This window comes from Streptomyces katrae (assembly GCF_000966975.1).
In the GTDB taxonomy this organism is placed as follows: Bacteria; Actinomycetota; Actinomycetes; order Streptomycetales; family Streptomycetaceae; genus Streptomyces; species Streptomyces katrae.
The window spans coordinates 1-473 of sequence record NZ_JZWV01001748.1; the positions used below are offsets into that span (position 1 = coordinate 1).

Genomic DNA, 473 nt, shown 5'->3' on the forward strand with positions numbered 1-473 from the left:
CTTCTGCCTCGTCGATGCGGTCAGCCTCTTTCAGCAGCCGCGCGAGGCTGAACATGGCGTCGGAGTCGCCGGCTTCGGCGGCCCGTTGGAGGTGCTGCTCGTCGGTTTCCGACGCCTCCGCTGCCGGCACGGGGGTGGGCCCGGGTGCGAGGTGGGCGGTGCGCAGGCGTGCGGCGACGTCCTTGGCGGTGAGGGGACGGCCGGCGGGGTCTTTGGCAATAAGGGAGGTGATGAGGTTGTCGATGTCGGACGGGATTGCGGGCCGGTGGCTGCTGGGCGGTTCGGGAGTGGTCGACAGATGCATGGCGATAACGGCGTACGCGGAGTCCGCGGTGAACAGGGGGCGCCCGGTCAGGAGCTCGTAGAGGCTGACGCCCAGGGCGTACAGGTCGCACGAGTGCGTTGGTGTCTGTCCGCTGAGCTGCTCGGGAGCCATGTAGTGAGGGCTGCCGAGCAGCGCTCCGGTCATGGTC

Annotated in this window: 1 protein-coding gene; it reads right to left on the bottom strand. The window is 69.1% G+C overall.

The genetic code is table 11. The features are described 5' to 3' along the window. A partial coding sequence (locus VR44_RS40435; protein WP_342669447.1) for a protein kinase domain-containing protein occupies positions 1-436 on the bottom strand: 436 nt, incomplete at its 3' end. Between the last annotated feature and the right edge of the window lie 37 nt (positions 437-473).